Source organism: Candidatus Pelagibacter ubique HTCC1062 (assembly GCF_000012345.1).
In the GTDB taxonomy this organism is placed as follows: Bacteria; Pseudomonadota; Alphaproteobacteria; order Pelagibacterales; family Pelagibacteraceae; genus Pelagibacter; species Pelagibacter ubiqueversans.
This window is the reverse complement of sequence record NC_007205.1, coordinates 1,226,048-1,245,829: the sequence shown is the minus strand read 5'-3', so window position 1 is coordinate 1,245,829 and position 19,782 is coordinate 1,226,048. Positions and strand designations below refer to the sequence as shown.

Here is a 19,782-nt window from a genome sequence, read left to right as displayed (position 1 = left end):
GACTATAAAATTTATAGAGACGTGACAAACTATACATTGCTTAAATAAGCAAGTAATAACTACAAGTTTTGAAAAATAATCAACCTTTGATTGAGGTACTAAAACTTAAGGTAAGCTTTTTTCAAATCAACAAGAGGGTGTTTTTTAGACATTTGAAACTTAACTAAAAGCTCTCTTGCGATCATATCTCTGTCTTGTTGGTTGTTTGGCAATTTGATTGATTTTGGAATTGTAACCCAGCCATTTGCATTTCTACAAAATACAGCAGGTCTATCTTCTTCATAACCCATGTGTATATCTTCTAGCCAATTAAGATCATCCCATCCCATTGCTTCAATATACTTTTTTAAGAATGGAGTGATTTTTTTATAATCAGGGAGTAAGTTAACATCATATCTATAACCAATATGTTGCCCAATCATTTTTTCTCTAGCAGTTTCTTTAGACTTTCCACCTAGATTTTCTTTTTTTACTTTTATTTTCGTTTTTTTCTTAACCATATTTACCTCTTATATTTTGTGATAGTTATCAACACCAACAGTGAAGTTGGTTCCTGTTAAAGGAACTTTTGCTAGTGCAGAAGCTTCCATTGTTAGTGCAGCTAAATCCTCTGGTTCTAATGAGTGAATATTAGTTTTACCACAAGCTCTTGCTAAAAGTTGAGCCTCTAATGTCATTGCATGCAAGTAATTATAAACTCTTAAAGCAGCATCATCAGGATTTAATCTAGCTCTTAATTTAGGATCTTGGGTTGCAACACCAACTGGACAACGACCAGTGTGGCAGTGATAACAGTCACCAGCCTTAACACCCATTTCTTTTTCAAAGTTTGCTTCTGGAATATCTTTATTGCAGTTTAAGGCTATTAAAGCACCAGTTCCAATTGCTATTGCATCAGCACCTAAGGCTAAAGCCTTCGCCATATCAGCACCATCTCTAATACCACCTGCATAAATTAAAGTTACCTGTCCAGTTTTACCCACATCATCAATAGCTCTTCTTGCTTCTCTGATTGCAGCAATTCCTGGGATACCAGTATTTGCAGCAGCTATATGTGGACCAGCTCCAGTTGAACCTTCCATACCATCTAAAAAGATTGAGTCAGGATTACATTTTGCAGCCATACGAACATCATCATAAACTTTTGATGCACCTAGTTTTAACTGAATTGGTACTTTGTTTTTTGTAAGTTGTCTTAATTCTTCAACTTTTAAAGCTAAATCATCTGGACCTAGCCAGTCGGGGTGTCTTGCTGGAGATCTTTGATCAATACCAGATGGTAAAGATCTCATTTCTGCAACTTGATCAGTAACTTTTTGACCCATTAAATGTCCACCCATTCCAACTTTTTGTCCTTGACCAATAAACACTTCTATTGCATCAGCAAGTTGAGCGTGGTGAGGGTTAAACCCGTATCTTGATTGAATACATTGATAGTACCATTTTTCAGAATATCTTCTTTCATCTGGAATCATTCCACCCTCTCCTGAACAAGTAGCACTTCCAGCCATTGTTGCTCCTCTTGCTAAAGCAGTTTTAGCTTCATAAGAAAGCGCACCAAAACTCATACCTGTAATATATACTGGTATATCTAGTTCAATCGGGTTCTCACAATTAGGACCGATAATAGTTTTTGTTTCACATTTTTCTCTATAACCTTCAATTACAAATCTAGTAAGAGTTCCTGGTAGGAATACTAAATCATCAAATGTTGGAATTTTTTTCATTAATGCCATTCCACGCATTCTGTATCTTCCAAGTTGAGCTTTGATATGAATATCGTCTATAACTTCAGGAGTAAAAATAGCATTGTGACCTAATAGACTTTTATTTCTTTTACCATCTTCATGTGCATGAACATCAGCTTTTCCACCAACACTACCTTTAGCTTTTTTTAATTTTTTTTCATTTTTTTTTGTTTTCTTTTTAGCCATTAGATAGCTCCTTTCTTTTCATGAGGTTCTAGATTGTCATAGTTCCAAAGTTTTTTACCAGCTACAATTTTAGTCATTTTACTAACATCAAATTTTTCACCAATTTCTGCAACTTTTAATTTTCGTTTTAACCAATCTTGATCACTAGCAGTTAGATCAGCAGGCACAGCATCACTTCCAAATGATCCTATTTTTCCACCAATAAAGATTGTGCCATCATACATAGAGTCACCTAAGTTTATTCCAACATCACCAAGAATAATTATTCTTCCTCTTTGCATCATAAAACCAGTGAACGCTCCAGCATCACCACCAACAATGATAGTTCCACCCTTCATGTCAATTCCAGTTCTTGCACCAACACTTCCTTTGCAAATTAAATCACCACCTCTTATAGCGGCACCAAAGCAAGACCCTGCATTTTTCTCTATAACAACTTTTCCTGCCATTAAGTTTTCTGCACAAGACCAACCAACTCTACCATTAATTCTAACAGTAGGTCCATCACATGAACCCATACCAAAATAACCTAAACTTCCCTCAAAAATTAAATTTAATTTATTTAAAATACCAACCCCTAAACTATGTTTACCTTGAGGGTTTTTAATAACAATTGTGCCAAATCCTTGGCTCATTAAGTTATCAATTTCTTTATTAGCTTCTGGAGCTGTCATATCTTTAACATCTAGCTCTGTTCTTTTATTAAAATCTACATCGTAAGTTCCAAAATAATAAAGGTTTTCACCTTCATCAGGATTAAAAAACTTTTGTTGAGTTCTTCCTGTTAAAACTTCTGAGTGCATACCCATTGACTGGGCTTTAGTTTTTTTCTCTGTATTCTTTAAATTTGCCATACTTTTACCTCTCCATCAAATGGATCATATGTATCTATCTCTTGTGGTAGAACTGATCTGATTGCTATTTCTTCTGAGCCCATTGCCACTAAATCATCTGACTCATAAAGAACCAAAGGTTTTGCAGCCATAGTATCTTTTGCCATTCCTAAAGAATCTTTAGTTGCAACAAAATATGTAAACACTCCATCAAGACCTGTTAATGAAGCTTTCATGCCCTCTTCAAGGCTTGCTCCTTCTTTCATTTTTTGAGCAATATAAACCGCTATTAATTCTGAATCGCACTCAGACATAAATCTCATGCCTTTATTTTCAAGCATTCTTCTATTGTTCCAATAGTTAGTTAACTGACCGTTATGAACTACTGATACATCACTGAAAGGATAACCCCAAAAAGGGTGGGCTGATTTAATATCTACACCAGATTCTGTAGCCATTCTTGCATGGCCAATTGCATGAGTTCCAACTACTTTACCTAAATCATACCTATCAAGAACCATTTGAGCATTTCCTAAATCTTTAATTACCTCTAAGGATTTTCCCATAGATAAAATTTCAACACCTGGAATACTTTCAATCTTTTGTGAAAATTCTAGTAGATCTTTTACATCATAATCAAGCTCATATCTCAAAGAGTAGGGTAAAATTCTTTCCTCTTTTACTATTTTAGCACCTAGTTCAGATAAATATTGATCAACAATTTTCTTTCTTTTGTCATAAACAGAAACATCTTCCATTATGGATGAACTTCCTTCACCAACATTTTCTCCAACTTTAAAACGCATGATAAAATTTTTACCATCAGTATCTCCATACAAAGCATAACCTGTAGAATCTTCTCCTCTATGTTTTAAAGCTTGAAGCATTCCTTGTAGCTCACTTCCTACATTGGATGATTTTCCTCTATGTATTAATCCTGCTATTCCACACATATATTTCCCCTATTTTATTAAAGATTACGGTAGACAATCTAGATAAGTATCTAAGTCCCACTGAGTTGTTGCCCCTAAAAATCTTTCCCATTCATCATTTTTATACCAATGGAAAACTTTATACATTTCATCTGGCATAGCTGCTTTGATCACTTCATCTTCTGCCAGACGATCTAAAGCTTCACCTAGACTTAAAGGTAATTTTTTAACTTCTTTACCAGCTGCCTGAGCATCGTACATACTTCTAGATTCTGGTTTTCCTGGATCAATATTATTTGTTATCCCATCATCAAAACATTTCAATAATCCTGAACCCATCAAGTAAGGATTATGCATTGAGTCAACTGAACGATATTCAAATCTTCCTGGTGCAGAAACTCTTAATCCACATGTTCTGTTTTGAAATCCCCAATCAGCATAAACAGGAGCCCAAAAACCTGTATCCCATAATCTTCTATAAGAGTTTACAGTTGATGATCCAATTGCAGTTAATGCACCTAAATGTTTCATTACTCCACCAATTGCTTTTAATCCAATCTTACCTGGTAACTGAATATCTTTAGTATCAGGCATAAAGTAATTAGTTCCACCTTCAACATAAGTGAAAACTTCATCCATCGCTGGTATTGATTTGTGGGATAATTTATTAACTTTATCTTTTCCACCTTTCCACAAAGACATATTAGTATGACAACCACTTGCTGACACTCCCATAAAAGGTTTTGTCATAAAGCAAGCTATCAAATTAAACTCTCTTGCAACTTGAGCACAAATTTGTCTATAAGTTGAAAGTCTATCTGCATTTCTTAATACGTCATCATACATCCAGTTTAATTCTAATTGTCCTGGTGCATCCTCATGATCACCTTGAATCATGTCAAAGCCCATTGCTCTAGCGTATTCAAAAACTTTCATAAATACTGGTCTTAACGACTCGAATTGATCAATATGATAGCAGTAGGGTTTAGAAAAACCTTTACCTGTTGGTGAACCATCTTCATTTTTAGTTAACCACATCATTTCAGGCTCTGTTCCAACTCTTAATTGGTAGCCGTGTTTCTTTTTAAATTCTTGAGCGTGTATTCTTAAATTTCCACGGCAGTCTGAAGTTAAGTGTGCACCTGGGTTTTCTCTTTCTTCTCTATTTCTAAAGCAAGTAACAAACACTCTTGCAACTTTTTTATCCCAAGGGAGTTGGCAAAAAGTTTCAGGATCAGGAATACCAACTAGCTCTTTTGCTTCTGGACCATAACCAATATAATCTCCATGACGATCAACAAATAAGTTAGCTGTAGCACCGTAAACTAATTGAAAACCTTTTTCGCAAGTTCTTTCCCAGTGATCAGTAGGAATACCTTTACCTACAACTCTTCCAGTTACTGAAATAAATTGAAAAAAAATATATTCAACACCTAGCTCATTAATCTTAGCTCTAACTTGCTTTACTAATTTGTCTCTACCAGGTTGTCTTACGTGTCTATCTAAATCTGTCATTATCTCTCCCTCTAATGAATTTTTATTTAACGAACCGTAACTGAAAAATTTATTAGTGTCTAGGCTTGAAGTTTAACTCCAAGGGAACGGACTGTTAGAAGTTGGGTGAAGTTCACCTTTCTCGTAACGGTTGAATCTAAACGGTTTTAATAAATCACTTTCAGTTCCAAGAATTTCTTTTGCAACAAGTTCACCAACACCAATCATTTTGTAACCGTGGTTAGCATCAGCAATCATGTAAACATTTTCTAAAAATTTATCAAAAATTGGAAATGAGTCAGGGGTCATGCAACCAAGTCCACCTGAAGGGCCTTTTCTATAAAGATCAGATTTTCCTTCAAATCTTTTTTGACAATGAGCTAAAGCTGAGCACCACATATCATTAAACTCTTCTGTAGTTTGAAATTCAGGAGACTCAATTCCATAGGGGTCAACATTAACTTTATCAAAATGTTTATCAACTATGTAGGGTGACGTTCCACCTTGTACTCCCAAACCTTCGATATCAGGTTTATAATAAATTCCCCAAATTTTATCAGTAATTAATTTTTTTGTTTTATCAGAATATAAAGGAGCCGTAGAATCGACATGAATTACAGGTGGTTGACCACCATTATCCATTTTTAAAAAATCCTCATCAACACCAATTACACCTTCCTGTAGCATCCAGTATTTCCACATTTCAGTTTCATGAAATTTACCATCTTTATCTTTAATTTTTGCAGTTTTTGGTAGCTCTAGCATATTCCAAAAATCTCTCACCCAAGGACCAGCACCAACAACAACTTGATCGCACTCAATAATACCTTTGTCTGTTTCAACACCTGTAACAGCTTTACTGTTACTACCTCTTTTAAAACCTGTAACAGTTACCCCTTTAACAACCTTGACCCCATTTGATGTTGATTTTTCTTCAAGCGCTTTTATAGAATCTTTATTAAATGCATAACCACCTTTTTTTTCATGAAGAACTGAAGTTATCCCTTGAGCTTGCCAGTCACCAAACATATTTTTCATATACTTCATGCAGTCTGCTTCACCTTCTATAAATTCTGAATCATATCCTATTGCTTTTTGTTGTTTAGCTATTGAAGCAACATCTTCGTGCATAACTTCCGGTGAAATTTGCAAATAACCGACAGAGTTATATTTAAATGCTTTGGGATCACTTTCCCAAACCGATACTGAGTGAGCCATTAATTCTCTCATAGCGGGCTGAAAATAATTATTTCTAACAACACCACAAGCAATTCCACTTGCACCTGCTGCGATATCTTTTTTTTCTAGAACAACTATGTCATTTTCGTTTTTATAAGTTTCAGAAAGTTTCCATGCTGTACTTAAGCCATGAATCCCACCACCTATAATTACGACTTTTGCTTTTTTTGGTAAAGTTGACATAGCAAAACAATATTTTTTTGGATAAAAAAAAATACAATTTTTTATAGATCTATAAATTATATATATAAATTATATATTATAGATTTTTTTAAAAAGTGACTAATAACTTAACTTTTGCAGTGTATTTAAATATTCTTTAAACTCATTAATAAAAGTCTCACTAGGCACTATGTTTTTTATTCGCTGGTCAGTTGAAGTCTTTTCAAGACGAAAGAATCCTTTTTCACAAGCTTCATTAATAATCAATGCAGATTTTGGTCTAGAAGTTTTGAATAGTTTTGTCTTTAGCCCTTCAACAGATAACTTTTCATTATGTTTGTAAGCTGACATTACAAGTAGCATCATATGATAATGAGAAGGGGATTTTCTAAAAAAATAGTTGCTTGAAGTATGGGATTGCTTCATTTGGTCTTCCCAAAAACTTAAAAGATCTTTACTGTTATTAGGCATTTATTACGCTCTAACTCTTGATTTTGTTGGATCGTAGAAAGGAAAAGGTACAACTTTCGCTCCAATTCTTTTTTGATGACCATCAAGTTTACCAATTTCAACTTCAGTTCCAATCTCAGAATATTTTACATCTATTCTACAAAGCGCAATATTTTTTCCAAGTTTAGGGGATAGCATTCCACTTGTTATTACACCTACTTGACCACGACCTACATGAACACAATCTCCATGTAATGCCGGTTCATGACCTACTAATTCCAGACCAACTAATTTTTTTTGTGGATTTGCTTTTCTTTTAATTAATTCTTCTTTACCTATAAAATCATCTTCCTTAGTTTTAAGTGGAACTGTAAAACCAATTCCAGCTTCAAATGGATCTGTTTGATCGTCAAACTCATAACCATAAAAAATAAGGCCAGCTTCTATACGAACCATGTCTAAAGCTTCTAAACCTAATGGGGTAATATCAAACTCTTTACCAGCTTCCCAAACTTTATCCCAAACTTCTGCAGCATCTTTTGGATGACACCATATTTCATAACCAAGTTCACCCGTGTAACCTGTTCTTGAAATAACAATTGGCGTACCTGTTTCATGATCTATTCTTGCAATATTAAATCTGAACCATTCAAGTTCAGTGATTGATGGTTGGATTGGCGCCGTCCATACAAACTTTTCTAAAATTTTTCTACTATTTGGACCTTGAACGGCAATGTTATGAATATGATCTGTTGCAGATTTTATCCAAACTTTGTAATTTTTCTTCTTAGCTTGTTCTTTTAACCATTCACCACTGTATTCATCTCCACCGATCCATCTAAAATTATCTTGTCCTAATTTAAATAAAGTACCGTCATCTAGCATACAGCCATTTTCATAACACATAGCTGTATAAACAACTTGTCCGATAGATAGTTTTTTAACATTTCTAGTAAGTGTGTATTGCATTAAATTTTCTGCATCAGGTCCAAGAATTTCAAACTTTCTAAGAGGTGATAAGTCTGTTGCAATCGCACTTTCTCTACAAGCCGTATACTCTTTTATTGTTCCTGAATTTGTAAAATTATTAGCAAGCCAAAAACCTTTATACTCAACAAAATTTCTTGTTAGCTCAGAAGTTTTTTTATGAAACCCTGTCTCTTGTGTTAATTTAGGCTCTGAGTCTGTTTTCATTCTAAATGCTATTGCTTTTGAATATTTTTTTTCCTTTGAATAAGTCCTAACAAAAATATCAGTTGGATTCCAGCCATTTGCAGCATCTACATCACATGGGCAAGCAGAGGATATACAAGTTAAATCTTTTAAAGCCCTAAACAAAACATAATCCCCTGGTCTTGACCAAGGCTCATCAAAAGATGCAACATTATTAGCGTCAATAGCAGTATTGAAAAAAAGATTTATTGCAGACCAGCTTTTTCGAGAATTGATGTCATATTTATCCAGCCTATTATTAAAATTATCTGTACAATTTATGTGCCCCATATATCCCATGTCTTCATAGTATTTTGATGTGCAAGCAAGATTGAAAGTATCATGTCTTCCAACGGTATCTCTCACAACTTCAATCATAGCTTCATGATCGCCGTCATAAAACTTTGAAAATAATCCTGGCCCAGGGTAGGCACCACCCATAAAGGTTCGTGTTGTTTTATCATCAATAATGCTTTCAATACCGTCATTTAATTTTTGTGTATCAAAAGCTAAAAAATCAGAACACTGTCTTCCACCTGGATCAATTATTTGAATATATTCACCAGCTTTAACACTGTAGGTTTCAGCAGTTCTTCTTTTTACAAGTTGTTCTATAATTGGATCACTAAGTGGATCTGGTAAGATAAATTGTTCATCAGTTTCAATAAATTTAGCTTTATTTAAATAAATCGTTAAATCTGTTGGAGGATTTTGTTCATGAACATTCATTGCATCACCAGGTGCAGCAATCATTACAATGCATTTATCTTTTGAGGTTAGTGTTATTTTTTCACCCATCAAGCAATCATCGTTAAAAATGATAGATGCTTTAGCATTACTTAAATTTAAGTTTTTTTTCTTTAAAATTTTTGAAATTTTTTCATCGTTTGAGATAGTTTTTTTTGAAAAATCTGCGTTAGAATTTTCTTTTAAATTTAAAATAGATAAATCAGATTTACCTTTTGAATTAAAAACAATTATTTCACAAATTTGTTTTCCTTCTTCATTTATTATTTCTATTTTATCTTCTGGTAAAACTTCTATAATTGATAAACCTCCACCTCTTACAAAATATCTTTCAACTCCAGGTGGTAACGTTCTTAAACCAGGACTTCGTATATCTTTACTAGTATGTAGCATTGCCAGTGTAAATTTTGATAAATTACCTTAAGCATAATATATTCATAAGGGATTGACTATAAATTTAATAAATGAGAACATACTTCTATAACTTAATATTAAGGGAGAGAGAATAATGAAAAAAATAGTATCATTAATGTCTGCCCTAGTAATTTCAGTAGTAAGTTTCGCTGGAATTTCTAACGCAGCAGACAGTAAAAAGCCCATCGTAATTCCAACTCATAACTGGTCAAGCCAAATTGTAATGGCTCACGTTATTGGTGGAATTTTCGAAAGTATGGGAAATAACGTAAAATACGTAAATACTGATTCACAAGCTGTGTATGAGTCAATTCGTCTAGGTGATGTAAGTTTATCTCATGAAGTTTGGGAATCTGCTTTTGGTAAATCATTTACTACAGCGCTTGATAAAGGTGGTTTAGTTGATTGGGGAGATCATGAAGCTCGAACGCTTGAAGATATGGGATATCCAAACTGGGTTGCTGAAAAAGGATTATGTCCAGGTCTACCAGATTGGACTGCTTTAAAAAATCCAGCTTGTGCTAAAAACTTTACAACACCTGACTCAGGTGGAAAAGGAAGAATGTTAGAAGGACCTCAAACTTGGCATGGAGATTTGATACCTCAAAGGGTTGATGCTTTAGGCTTAGGAGATCTTTGGACAGTTAAATTTGCTGGAAGTGCAGATGCACTTTGGGCAGAATTAGTAGCTGCTGAAAAAGAAGGAAGAGGAACTATAATATTCAACTGGACACCAAACTTTACAGATGGTGCTGGTTTTACATTTATAGACTTCCCTCCATATACTGCTGGTTGTAGACCAGAAGATGGTGGTGACGGTAAATGTGGTTCGCCTGATGGTTACTTGAAAAAAGCTGTAAATGCAGACTTTCCAAAAACTCATCCAGCTGCGGCTGCAACGTTTAAAAAGATGTCATTCTCTACAAGTCACATTGGTGCAATGGCTGCTTTAGTTGACGTTGACAAAATGACTCACGAAGATGCAGCTAAAAAGTGGCTTGCAGATAATAAGTCAGTTTGGACTCCTTTTACTAAATAAGGATATAAACAAATAATTTAAGATCTCCCCCAATATTTATTGGGGGGGATTTTTTTATAGGTAATTTTTCAAGAAACATTCATATTATTAATGAAAAAAATTATACAAGTTATGAAATATTTTTTTTACATTTCCATAAGTTTATTTGTTTTTAATTTTTCTTTAGCACAAGATGTGAATATAGAGGAAAATATTAGTCTTAGCTTTGTATGTGAATTAGAAAAAAAAATAGTTAAGAATGCAGAATATAATTATCAAACTTTTTTAGCTAAGGATTTAGAGGATAAAGATTTAGATAAATTTGAAATCAATGCAAAACAACCAAAAACACTTTTAATAAATGGATTATCTTCATTTCTTTCAAAAAAAGAAAAACTAACAGTTAGAATAGTAAACAAAGACGTAGTTTTATTTAAAGCTATTGATGAAGAAAAAAACTACTCTGAATCAGGAATTATAAATAGAAAATCTGGTGAATTAATTCATGAAATTACAAGAGACATGAAAAGTGAAAACTCTGAAAAAGATATTTCTTTTTATTCATGTAAAAAAAATGAGAAAAAAGTCTGATTTTTTTTTATCTAATTTTGTGTAAAATATAATAATGAAAAAATATCTTATTTGTATTATTTTAAGTTTTTTAACCACATCTATAGCCCTAGCCCGAAGTACCGGATGTAAAGAGGGAAACTGTGAAAACGGCTTTGGAAAATGGGTGTACACAGATAAAACCACCTATGAAGGAGAGTGGGTTCAGACGCAAAAAGAGGGTAATGGAACTGAAACTTGGCCAAATGGCTATATTTATAAAGGTGAATTTAAAAATAGCGAATGGAGTGGTCAAGGTATTTTAACTTTTCCTGATGGCTCAACTTATGATGGGGAATGGACTAATGGCTTCATGAATGGTGAAGGAAAATTTACCTGGTCCGATGGAAAGGAAAAAATAGGAATTTGGAAAAATGGGAAGTTACAAGAATAATTAAAATAATAATGGAAAAAAAATATTTAGATAAATTAAGAAACTTACCTCATGCACTTAATCAATTTGTTGGTCTTATTTCAGTTACCGTTGTTGTAATTTTATTTTTTGTAACTCTAAATATCTTTTTTGGTCAAGGAGATGAATTAGTTAAAAAGATGAAAATAGAAGAAGAAAGAATTGCAAAAGAAAGAAAACTAAGTGAACTGACATCAAGTCTTCCATCAGGTATTTTAGTAACTTTTGATGGAACGAATCATTTTAAATTAACAGATGAATTGTATGAGGCAGTTTGTAATGCAACAAAACTTATTCCACAACGTGCAATTATGGGTGCAAATTTTTTAAATTTTAAGGCACATGAAATTTATACTAAGAATGGAAATCTAATTGATGAAACATTTGTTAAATGGGACAAAGACAAAAACAAATGTATTACAGGTTATACGGTAAGTGGAAATAACATTGGGATAGATGAAACAATTACTGTTACTGGTGAAGCTTTAAGTTTTTTAAGTACTGGTATTGATACAAGAGTTTATTTTATTAAAAATTTTTAAGGAGGAAAAACAATAAATAAAAATAATATACAGTGTATTTTATTTCTATTTCGTATAACTTATTAATACATTATGAGCGATCCTGTAATTAAATGTGAATCAGTTTACAAAATTTTTGGCTCTAACGCCAAGAAGATGCTTCATGAAGCAAATGGAAATGTGGATGCAAAAACATTTCAAGATAATGGGTGTATAGTTGGTGTAAATAATGCCTCTTTTGAAGTTGTAAAAGGTGAAATGTTAGTTGTGATGGGGCTATCTGGTTCAGGAAAATCAACATTACTAAGATGTATTTCTAGATTAACAGATGCAACAAGCGGAAAAATTTATATAGACGGTCAAGATTTACTTACACTAAATAATAAAGAATTAATTGAACTTAGAAGAAATAAGATGGGAATGGTTTTTCAAAGTTTTGCTTTACTGCCTCATAAAACAGTTGTTGAAAATATTGCTTTTCCACTTCAAATCAAAGGGATTAAAACTCAAGATAGCATCAATAAAGCAATGGAAATGGTTAAACTTGTAGGTCTTGATGGAAGAGAAAACTACTTTCCAAGAGAACTTTCTGGTGGACAACAACAAAGAGTAGGTATTGCTCGATCATTAGCGGTTGAGCCCGATATTTGGTTTTTAGATGAACCATTTTCTGCATTAGATCCATTAATTAGAAAAGAAATGCAGGATGAATTTTTAAGACTTCAAGAAAAGTTACAAAAAACAATTATGTTTATTACTCATGATTTTGATGAGGCATTAAGACTTGCTGACCGTATTGCAATTATGAAGGATGGAGTTATTGAGCAATTGGATACACCCGCCAACATTGTCTTAAATCCAGCAACTGAATATGTAAGAAAATTTACCGAAGAAGTACCTAGGGGAAAGGTTCTAAAAATAGCAGATCTAATGGAAAAACCAGAAACTGAAAATTTAAGTGATTTCAAAGTTTCGAAAAATGAAATAATTGAAAATGTGGCTGAAAAAATTTTAACTCAAGAAAAATCTGTAGCTGTTACAGATGAAAATAATAAAATTGTTGGAAGCGTTCACCCCTCAAAAATAATTCATACTGTTTTTTCAAGGGAGAAAAAATAAAGGCAAAATATGGAATTATTAAAAAAATATCCAAAATTTTTTCAATGGTTATTTTTGTTAATTGTATTTTTTAGCTTATGTTTTGCAATAGAAGTTCCTGAAACTTATAATTTTATAAGAGGCCAAGCCGAATTCATTAAAGACCCTAATCAAAGTACTTACACATTATTTGGTGCTGAGGTGAGATATTATGCGTTTGATGTTTTTTGGAGACTACCACCTTTACTTGGATGGTTGCCTATTTGGATAAACGATTCTTTATTTTTTTTAATGAATGAATGGATGCCAATGGAGTTTTGGAATGAAGACATTCAAGAGTTCAGAACTCAACCTCTACTTTTACAAATTACAAGAAATTTAACTTCATTTATGACGTTTCTTATAGAGTTAATAAGAGAAATTTTATTAGGAGGTGTTGAAACAATTGTTTCATTTAGTAGTTGGGATTGGATAGATGCAAATCCATGGGCAGAACTGCCAGGATTACCTTGGACAATCGTTACAGCAGGTGCGGTAATACTTGGATATAAATTAAGCGGTAAAGGCTTAGCTTTATTTGCAGGTTTAGTCATGATTTATATTTCTGTTTTTGGTCAATGGAAACCTTCGATGCAAACTCTTTCTTTTATATTAGTAGCAGCACCACTTTCTTTTCTTTTTGGTTTAACTTTTGGAGTTATGGCATTTAAAAGCAAACGTGTAGAAAAATTCTTATATCCAATACTTTTGGTTATGCAAACTATGCCTCAATACGCAGTATTAGTTCCTGCAATTGTTCTTTTTGGCATTGGTGATCATGCTGCAGTTATTATAACTATGGTTGTAGCGGTTCCACCAATGATATTATTAACCTTGTTAGGTCTAAGAGGAATACCCTCTGAGGTTATTGAGGCTGGTAGAATGAGTGGGTGTAATAATTGGCAACTGATGACTAAAGTATTAATTCCTACTGCTAGAAGAGATATTTTAATTGGAGTTAACCAGGTCATAATGGTGTGTTTTTCTATGGCAGTTATTTCAGCTTTTATAGGAGCAAAAGGTTTAGGGTTTAATTTATTATTAGCATTAAACCAGCTAAATATTGGATTAGCATTAGAGGCTGGTTTATGTATTAGTTTGATTGCAATACTTTTGGATAAGATGTCCTTAGCTTGGGCAAATAAGCAAATAGATTATTTTGGTAACTTGACTTATTTTCAGCGTAATAAAAATATATTATTTTTTGCAGCTGCTGTAATTCTAGGAATTATTTTTTCATATCTGGGGTCATTTTATTTTAAAGATGGGTCTAATTATTTATTTGAAGTTCCTCACAATAAAGGAATATCAACAGCAGATTTTTGGAATAAAGGTGTGGATTGGATTTGGGATACTTTCTTTCATACTTTAAAGATTTTTAATACTTGGTTGATAGTAGATGTGTTGCAACCCATGAGAGCTTTATATTTAAGAATGCCAGCAGTTGCTACTTTAGTTTTAGTCATTGGAGCGGGTTATATAATTGGAGGAATTCGTTCAGCTCTTGTAGTGGGCGGATTAACTTTATTTATTGCATTGAGTCCTTGGTGGGATAGAGCTTTAGTTACATTGTACATGGCAACTTTTGGAGTTTTTATATCCACTATAATTGGATTTACAGTTGGAATTATATCATTTCAAAACAAGCATACTGCAAATTTTATGCTGGGCGTTTGTGATATCTTTCAAACCTTCCCTTCGTTTGTATACTTGATTCCTGTGATGATGCTTTTTGGAGTTACAGATACTTCAGTATTAATTGCTGTAATAGTTTATGCAACTATACCTGCAACAAGGTATACTATTGAAGGTTTAAGAAGTGTTCCAGAAGCTTTACATGACGCTGCCACAATGTCAGGTGTAAATAAAGTACAAAGGTTATTAAAAATTGAATTCCCTTTAGCTTTTCCTCACATGATGCTTGGTTTAAATCAAACAATTGTATTTGCTTTGTTCATGGTAATTATTGGGGCTTTTATTGGAACAGAAGATTTAGGACAGTACATTCTAAAAGCTCTATCTGATAAAAAGGGTGCAGGTATAGGATTGACATTGGGACTTTGTGTTGCTTTTATTGGCCTAATATTTGACCATTTAATCAGAACGTGGGTTGGGAAAAGAAAAAAACACCTTGGTATAGGATAGCTAATATTCTCTTAAACTAGATAATAAATCTTTTATTTATTTAAAAATGTTTTTAAAGAGTCATCCATAGCTTCTTCCCATGGTGTATGGTGAATTGGTCCAACAGAGCCTGTCACTGGTGAAGCAAATGATTTATTTCTATAAGTCATTATATTTTCCACTTTATGATGTTCCCATTCTTTAAAAGTTTTTCTAATTAATTCAAAATTAATTTTAGGATAATCAGATAAATCATGAAGTTCTTTGGTGTACTCAGTTTGAAAATCTATCATTTGTTCAGGATTTTCCAATTTTTCTTCCATTGATACCCATTTATTAATATCTTTTTCAATTTCAGAGTCATTTGGAACTTTAATTTTTCCCATTATAACATCCCTTGCAAACCAAGCCTGACAATCAAACATATTAAAAGTATGAAATTGATCTTGCATACCTAAATACATTAATTTGTGATTATTTTGCCAAACTACACCTTTGTATAGCATTGGTGGATACAATCTATTGCCAGTTTTTAATTTAAGATCTTCAGATATAAAAGGGAAATGATGAAGATATCCAGTACATAAAATTACAGCATCTGCTTCTTGCACGTGGCCATCTTTAAATATTGCCTTATTCCCCTCAAGTCTATCTAGATGAAAAACTTCTTTCATACCTTTGGGCCATTTAAATCCCATTGGATTGTGTCTATAACCAATAGTAACACTTTTTGCCCCATACTTATGACACTGAAGAGCAACATCTTCAGCAGAATAACTACTTCCTAAAACAACAACATTCTTGCCTCGAAATTCTTCTGCATCTCTAAAATCATGAGAATGCATTATTCTTCCAGGAAATGATTTCATTCCAGGATATTCTGGGATGAATGGAACCGAAAAATGACCAGTAGATACAATTACGTAATCAAAAATATCTTTCGAAATTTTGTCATTTTTTTTATCTCGATAAGTAACCTCAAAGTTACTGTTTACATAAGAAACATTAGTAACAGAGGTGTTAAATTTTATTTTAGATTTTATATTTCCCTTTTTAACTCTACCTAAAATATAATCATATAAAACTGCTCTAGGTGGAAAAGAAGGAATTGGTTTTCCAAAGTGTTCATCAAATGAGTAGTCAGCAAATTCTAAACATTCTTTAGGGCCGTTTGACCAAAGATATCGATACATACTATTAGGTACAGGGTCACCGTATTGATCAGATCCAGTTCTCCAACTGTAATTCCATAATCCTCCCCAATCTTCTTGCTTATCAAAACAAACTATTTCAGGTATTTTTTCACCATTTTTTTCTGCTTGTTCAAAGGATCTTAAAGCGGACAAACCACAAGGGCCAGCACCAATAATAGCTACTTTTGTCATAATATCATCTCTCTCTATAAATTTATAACTGTACTTTACCAACAAAATGCTAAAAATTAATATAAAAAAATACTAAATTATGAAAAAAATTATTATTATTGGTGCTGGAGCAATGGGATCAGCTTTTGCTGTACCATGTCTTGAAAACCAAAATGAGGTAACACTCGTTGGTACGCATTTAGAAGATGATTTAATAAATAATATTAAATCTAATAACAATCTTCATCCAGCTTTAAATATTGAATTACCATCAAAATTGAAGGTAGAAAAATTTGAAAAATTACAATCAATACTTGAAGAGGGAGTAGACATCATGGTTGCTGGAGTTAGCTCGGTAGGAATTGAATGGTTTGTTAAGCAAATTACAAAGAGCTACAAAAAAAATCTTCCCATTATTTTATTAACCAAAGGCCTGGCTATTGAGGGTAATGAATTAATAACACTTTCAGATAAAATTAAAAAACTTCTCAAAGATGAAGGTCATACACAAGTAAATATTTCAGCGATTAAAGGACCCTGTTTGGCAGCAGGTCTTGCATATAAAATGAGGACAGGCACAGTTATTGCAAACCCAGATATCAAAGAAACTGAAAAATTAAAAAAAATTATATCAACAGATTACTATTCAACAGAAGTATCAGATGACTTAACTGGCATTGAATTATCAGGTGCAATTAAAAATATTTATTCTATGTTAATTGGAGCCTCAGAAGGGTTAAGTAATTCAAAAGCACCTAAAGAAATTCAATCTAAATACTATTTAAATACATCAGCCTCATTAATTCATAGATCAATATCTGAAATGGTTGAGTTTGTTTCTTTCTATGGAGGAAGACCTGAAACTGTTTATGGCCTAGCTGGTTTAGGTGATTTGTATGTTAGTGCAATAGGAGGAAGAAATAGCTTGATGGGAAAATATTTAGGTGAAGGATACCTTTATAAAGAAGCTAAAGAAAAATTTATGAAAAATATTACAGTTGAAGGTGCACAACTTGCATTGGAAATTGGTCCTAAAATTTTACAAGATCTTAATTCTAAACATTTTCCATTAATGTTTAGTATGTTAAATACTATATGCGATAATAAGAAATTAGAAATTCAATGGTAAAAAATATATTAATATTTGTTTTTATAATACTTGGAATGGTGGTTATTTTAAATTTTAGCGACCATAATCTTAAAAGAGCAGTAGATGCCTGTTTAGCTGGAAGCCAAAAACTATCTAAATCTAAAATTACTGATCTTGCGGAAGCTAAAAAATTTTGTGAAGAAGAAATTAAAAAAAATAAAAATTAGAAATTTATGCCAAAAATATTTTCAATTTATGTAAATATAATAGACAACATTTGTGTCAAAGTTGGCAGATTTGTAATGTACGGTGTTTTTTTTATGATGTTTCTTTTAATATTATCTTTCGTTACGAGAAACATTATTAACTATCCTTTAATGTGGATTATAGAGATGGCTCAATTTACTCTTACAGCGTATTATTTACTTGGGGGTGGTTACTCGATGATTACTGATGATCATGTTAGAATGGATTTATTCTATGGGAAACTATCTGCAAAAGGTAAAGCTAAAATGGATGTTTTTACAAGTATTTTCTTGATTTTTTTCTTGGTAGTTCTTCTTTATGGCTCTATTTCAAGTTTACAATATACATTGGAATACAAACAAAAACTTTTTACTGCTTGGGCGCCTTATCTTTGGCCCATAAAATCTTTGATGTTACTGGGTATACTCTTGATGTTATTACAAGCTTTTTCAATGTTAATTAAAGATATCGCAAAAATTAAAGGTATTAAAATATAATGCTCGCTCAATATCTAAGTTATGAATTTATTGCATTGTTCATGTTCATAACGATGTTGGCAATGATGTTTACTGGTCAAAGAGTGTTTGGTGCAATTGGATTTGTGGCTGTTATTTCAGCATTATTAGTTTGGGGAAATGGAGCTATTGAAATGCCATATACGGCTACATGGAAACTTTTTAAGTGGTATCCAATGCTTACGCTTCCACTTTTTATTTACATGGGTTTTATGATTTCAGAGTCAGGTATTGCTAGCGATTTATATAAAATGTTCCATGTATTTTTTGGTGGAATAAAAGGAGGCTTAGCAATTGGTACAATGTTCATGATGGTTGGAATTTCAGCTATGAATGGATTAAGTGTTGCTGGTATGGCGATTGGAGCAACTATTGCTCTCCCTGAAATGTTAAAACGTAATTATGATAAAAGAATGATTACTGGTGTCGTTCAAGCAGGAAGTTCGTTAGGAATTTTAATACCTCCAAGTGTTGTGATGGTTCTTTATGGTATGATCGCACGTCAACCAGTAAGTAAACTTTGGCTTGCAGGACTTTTACCAGGCCTTTTAATGGCTACCTTATTTATAATTTATATTTATGTAAGATGTCGTCTTCAACCTGAATTAGGTCCTGTATTAAGTGAAAAAGAAAGAAATATTCCACTTAAAGAAAAACTAAAACTTTTAACAGCTGGAATAATTCCATTTGTAATATTCATGTCTATGACTGGATTATTCTTAATGGGTATTGCAAGCTTAGTTGAATGCTCTGCTGTAGGTGCTTTACTTGCAACTTTAGCATCCATTTACAAAAAAAGATTTACTCGAAAAGTTCTTGATACAACACTTAGAAAAACTCTTGGTGTTTCTTGCATGTTTATGTGGATAATATTAGCTGCACTATGTTTTGGAGCGGTATTTGATGGTCTTGGTGCTGCGCGTGCAATTGAAACTTTATTTATAGAAAGATGGCATTTAACTCCTTGGGGAGTTTTAATTATGATGCAACTTTCCTATATATTTATGGGAATGTTTTTAGATGATACGGCGATGTTAGTTATAGTGGCGCCACTTTATGTACCTCTAATTATCTCATTGGGATTCGATCCAATCTGGTACGGCGTTCTTTACACAATTACATGTCAGATTGCATATATGACCCCTCCGTTTGGTTATAATTTATTTCTTATGAGAGCAATGGCACCAAAAGAAATAACTTTATCTGATATTTATAAATCTATTACACCGTTTCTCTTAGTGATGCTCTTAGCATTGATTTTGGTTATGGTTTTTCCTCAAATTGCAACTTATCTTCCAAATAAGTACCTATAAAAAATAATAATACAAC

The 19,782-nt window shown here is 32.7% G+C and carries 19 protein-coding genes; 10 read left to right on the top strand and 9 right to left on the bottom strand.

Features of this window, described 5'->3' with window-relative positions; translation table 11 throughout:
* Nucleotides 1-98 precede the first annotated feature (98 nt).
* The 8 genes from SAR11_RS06555 to SAR11_RS06520 form a co-directional block, all read right to left on the bottom strand.
* A complete protein-coding gene (locus tag SAR11_RS06555) occupies nucleotides 99-500 on the bottom strand; it encodes a hypothetical protein (protein WP_006997978.1) in 402 nt (133 codons plus the stop codon).
* Nucleotides 501-509: 9 nt separating this feature from the next.
* Nucleotides 510-1,934 carry an FMN-binding glutamate synthase family protein gene (locus SAR11_RS06550; protein WP_006997979.1) on the bottom strand — a complete coding sequence of 475 codons (1,425 nt, stop codon included), beginning with the start codon at nucleotides 1,932-1,934 and terminating at the stop codon, nucleotides 510-512.
* Nucleotides 1,934-2,788 (bottom strand): GXGXG motif-containing protein, encoded by an 855-nt coding sequence (locus SAR11_RS06545; RefSeq protein ID WP_011282296.1) that lies wholly within the window; start codon nucleotides 2,786-2,788, stop codon nucleotides 1,934-1,936. Before SAR11_RS06545 ends, SAR11_RS06550 begins: the two co-directional genes overlap by 1 nt.
* On the bottom strand, nucleotides 2,776-3,720 hold the full coding sequence (locus tag SAR11_RS06540) for a class II glutamine amidotransferase (RefSeq protein ID WP_011282295.1): 945 nt from the start codon (nucleotides 3,718-3,720) through the stop codon (nucleotides 2,776-2,778). Before SAR11_RS06540 ends, SAR11_RS06545 begins: the two co-directional genes overlap by 13 nt.
* A 24-nt stretch (nucleotides 3,721-3,744) precedes the next feature.
* Nucleotides 3,745-5,214, bottom strand: a complete 1,470-nt coding sequence (locus tag SAR11_RS06535) for a glutamine synthetase family protein (protein WP_011282294.1) — start codon at nucleotides 5,212-5,214, stop codon at nucleotides 3,745-3,747.
* Between the two features lie 72 nt (nucleotides 5,215-5,286).
* Nucleotides 5,287-6,615, bottom strand: a complete 1,329-nt coding sequence (locus SAR11_RS06530) for an NAD(P)/FAD-dependent oxidoreductase (protein ID WP_011282293.1) — start codon at nucleotides 6,613-6,615, stop codon at nucleotides 5,287-5,289.
* 99 nt (nucleotides 6,616-6,714) lie between these two features.
* Complete coding sequence (locus tag SAR11_RS06525) at nucleotides 6,715-7,065, bottom strand: hypothetical protein (protein WP_011282292.1); 351 nt, start codon at nucleotides 7,063-7,065, stop codon at nucleotides 6,715-6,717.
* A 3-nt stretch (nucleotides 7,066-7,068) separates the two neighbouring features.
* Nucleotides 7,069-9,396 (bottom strand): DUF1989 domain-containing protein, encoded by a 2,328-nt coding sequence (locus tag SAR11_RS06520; protein WP_011282291.1) that lies wholly within the window; start codon nucleotides 9,394-9,396, stop codon nucleotides 7,069-7,071.
* Between the two features lie 115 nt (nucleotides 9,397-9,511).
* Here SAR11_RS06520 and SAR11_RS06515 point away from each other — a divergent pair, with 115 nt between their 5' ends.
* From SAR11_RS06515 to SAR11_RS06490, 6 genes are all read left to right on the top strand, one after another.
* Nucleotides 9,512-10,456, top strand: a complete 945-nt coding sequence (locus SAR11_RS06515; RefSeq protein ID WP_006997986.1) for an ABC transporter substrate-binding protein — start codon at nucleotides 9,512-9,514, stop codon at nucleotides 10,454-10,456.
* 90 nt (nucleotides 10,457-10,546) lie between these two features.
* Nucleotides 10,547-11,026, top strand: coding sequence for a hypothetical protein (locus SAR11_RS06510; RefSeq protein WP_006997987.1), 480 nt, complete (start codon nucleotides 10,547-10,549; stop codon nucleotides 11,024-11,026).
* A gap of 34 nt (nucleotides 11,027-11,060) precedes the next feature.
* Complete coding sequence (locus SAR11_RS06505) at nucleotides 11,061-11,438, top strand: MORN repeat-containing protein (RefSeq protein ID WP_006997988.1); 378 nt, start codon at nucleotides 11,061-11,063, stop codon at nucleotides 11,436-11,438.
* A gap of 11 nt (nucleotides 11,439-11,449) precedes the next feature.
* Nucleotides 11,450-11,998, top strand: coding sequence for a hypothetical protein (locus tag SAR11_RS06500; protein WP_011282290.1), 549 nt, complete (start codon nucleotides 11,450-11,452; stop codon nucleotides 11,996-11,998).
* A 72-nt stretch (nucleotides 11,999-12,070) separates the two neighbouring features.
* A complete protein-coding gene (locus tag SAR11_RS06495) occupies nucleotides 12,071-13,096 on the top strand; it encodes a quaternary amine ABC transporter ATP-binding protein (protein WP_006997990.1) in 1,026 nt (341 codons plus the stop codon).
* A gap of 9 nt (nucleotides 13,097-13,105) precedes the next feature.
* Nucleotides 13,106-15,259, top strand: coding sequence for an ABC transporter permease (locus tag SAR11_RS06490; RefSeq protein ID WP_011282289.1), 2,154 nt, complete (start codon nucleotides 13,106-13,108; stop codon nucleotides 15,257-15,259).
* A 32-nt stretch (nucleotides 15,260-15,291) separates the two neighbouring features.
* Here the strand turns inward: SAR11_RS06490 and SAR11_RS06485 are convergent, their stop codons facing one another.
* Complete coding sequence (locus SAR11_RS06485; protein WP_011282288.1) at nucleotides 15,292-16,623, bottom strand: NAD(P)-binding domain-containing protein; 1,332 nt, start codon at nucleotides 16,621-16,623, stop codon at nucleotides 15,292-15,294.
* A gap of 79 nt (nucleotides 16,624-16,702) precedes the next feature.
* Between SAR11_RS06485 and SAR11_RS06480 the strand changes: the two genes are divergently transcribed.
* Genes SAR11_RS06480 through SAR11_RS06465 form a run of 4 tightly spaced genes read left to right on the top strand, consistent with a single transcriptional unit; the run spans nucleotide 16,703 to nucleotide 19,766 of the window.
* Nucleotides 16,703-17,731, top strand: coding sequence for a glycerol-3-phosphate dehydrogenase (locus tag SAR11_RS06480; protein WP_006997993.1), 1,029 nt, complete (start codon nucleotides 16,703-16,705; stop codon nucleotides 17,729-17,731).
* The gene (locus SAR11_RS06475) at nucleotides 17,725-17,919 is read left to right on the top strand and encodes a hypothetical protein (protein ID WP_011282287.1); all 195 of its coding nucleotides are present in this window, start codon (nucleotides 17,725-17,727) and stop codon (nucleotides 17,917-17,919) included. Before SAR11_RS06480 ends, SAR11_RS06475 begins: the two co-directional genes overlap by 7 nt.
* Before the next feature lie 6 nt (nucleotides 17,920-17,925).
* The gene (locus tag SAR11_RS06470) at nucleotides 17,926-18,435 is read left to right on the top strand and encodes a TRAP transporter small permease subunit (protein ID WP_011282286.1); all 510 of its coding nucleotides are present in this window, start codon (nucleotides 17,926-17,928) and stop codon (nucleotides 18,433-18,435) included.
* Nucleotides 18,435-19,766: a TRAP transporter large permease gene (locus tag SAR11_RS06465; RefSeq protein WP_011282285.1), complete on the top strand. Its 1,332-nt coding sequence runs from the start codon at nucleotides 18,435-18,437 to the stop codon at nucleotides 19,764-19,766. The genes SAR11_RS06470 and SAR11_RS06465 overlap by 1 nt, the downstream gene beginning before the upstream one ends.
* Nucleotides 19,767-19,782: the final 16 nt, after the last annotated feature.

Excerpts from the sequence above, each read along its gene's own strand:
- SAR11_RS06555 (WP_006997978.1), bottom strand. The coding sequence starts at position 500 with ATGGTTAAGAAAAAAACGAAAATAAAAGTAAAAAAAGAAAATCTAGGT.
- SAR11_RS06550 (WP_006997979.1), bottom strand. The coding sequence starts at position 1,934 with ATGGCTAAAAAGAAAACAAAAAAAAATGAAAAAAAATTAAAAAAAGCT.
- SAR11_RS06545 (WP_011282296.1), bottom strand. The coding sequence starts at position 2,788 with ATGGCAAATTTAAAGAATACAGAGAAAAAAACTAAAGCCCAGTCAATG.
- SAR11_RS06540 (WP_011282295.1), bottom strand. The coding sequence starts at position 3,720 with ATGTGTGGAATAGCAGGATTAATACATAGAGGAAAATCATCCAATGTA.
- SAR11_RS06535 (WP_011282294.1), bottom strand. The coding sequence starts at position 5,214 with ATGACAGATTTAGATAGACACGTAAGACAACCTGGTAGAGACAAATTA.
- SAR11_RS06530 (WP_011282293.1), bottom strand. The coding sequence starts at position 6,615 with ATGTCAACTTTACCAAAAAAAGCAAAAGTCGTAATTATAGGTGGTGGG.
- SAR11_RS06525 (WP_011282292.1), bottom strand. The coding sequence starts at position 7,065 with ATGCCTAATAACAGTAAAGATCTTTTAAGTTTTTGGGAAGACCAAATG.
- SAR11_RS06520 (WP_011282291.1), bottom strand. The coding sequence starts at position 9,396 with ATGCTACATACTAGTAAAGATATACGAAGTCCTGGTTTAAGAACGTTA.
- SAR11_RS06515 (WP_006997986.1), top strand. The coding sequence starts at position 9,512 with ATGAAAAAAATAGTATCATTAATGTCTGCCCTAGTAATTTCAGTAGTA.
- SAR11_RS06510 (WP_006997987.1), top strand. The coding sequence starts at position 10,547 with ATGAAAAAAATTATACAAGTTATGAAATATTTTTTTTACATTTCCATA.
- SAR11_RS06505 (WP_006997988.1), top strand. The coding sequence starts at position 11,061 with ATGAAAAAATATCTTATTTGTATTATTTTAAGTTTTTTAACCACATCT.
- SAR11_RS06500 (WP_011282290.1), top strand. The coding sequence starts at position 11,450 with ATGGAAAAAAAATATTTAGATAAATTAAGAAACTTACCTCATGCACTT.
- SAR11_RS06495 (WP_006997990.1), top strand. The coding sequence starts at position 12,071 with ATGAGCGATCCTGTAATTAAATGTGAATCAGTTTACAAAATTTTTGGC.
- SAR11_RS06490 (WP_011282289.1), top strand. The coding sequence starts at position 13,106 with ATGGAATTATTAAAAAAATATCCAAAATTTTTTCAATGGTTATTTTTG.
- SAR11_RS06485 (WP_011282288.1), bottom strand. The coding sequence starts at position 16,623 with ATGACAAAAGTAGCTATTATTGGTGCTGGCCCTTGTGGTTTGTCCGCT.
- SAR11_RS06480 (WP_006997993.1), top strand. The coding sequence starts at position 16,703 with ATGAAAAAAATTATTATTATTGGTGCTGGAGCAATGGGATCAGCTTTT.
- SAR11_RS06475 (WP_011282287.1), top strand. The coding sequence starts at position 17,725 with ATGGTAAAAAATATATTAATATTTGTTTTTATAATACTTGGAATGGTG.
- SAR11_RS06470 (WP_011282286.1), top strand. The coding sequence starts at position 17,926 with ATGCCAAAAATATTTTCAATTTATGTAAATATAATAGACAACATTTGT.
- SAR11_RS06465 (WP_011282285.1), top strand. The coding sequence starts at position 18,435 with ATGCTCGCTCAATATCTAAGTTATGAATTTATTGCATTGTTCATGTTC.